The 231-nt window shown below is 70.1% G+C and carries 1 pseudogene; it reads right to left on the reverse strand.

Going from position 1 to position 231, the window contains the following annotated elements:
* Positions 1 to 231 (reverse strand): annotated as a pseudogene (locus AC0L3J_RS38490) (DUF1522 domain-containing protein); the annotation flags it as partial.

Raw genomic sequence — 231 nt, forward strand, 5'->3', positions numbered from 1 at the left:
TGGCCTGCGTGGTCAGCGCGCCGCTCGCACCGTAGATCAGCGTGGTGCCGGAGATGTTGGCGGGGGTACCGGCGTTGTCCTGCGTCACGGCGCCGGTGAGGACACCCGAGACACCGCCGAGCTTCGTGGTCGAAGCCGCAGCGGTCGTACCGCCGGCAGCGCCGGAGTACAGCACGTTGCTGCTCGCGGTCGAGCTGGCATAGGTCGTCGTGCCACGCAGATCGGACGCGG

Source organism: Bradyrhizobium sp. Kon37, assembly GCF_055807535.1.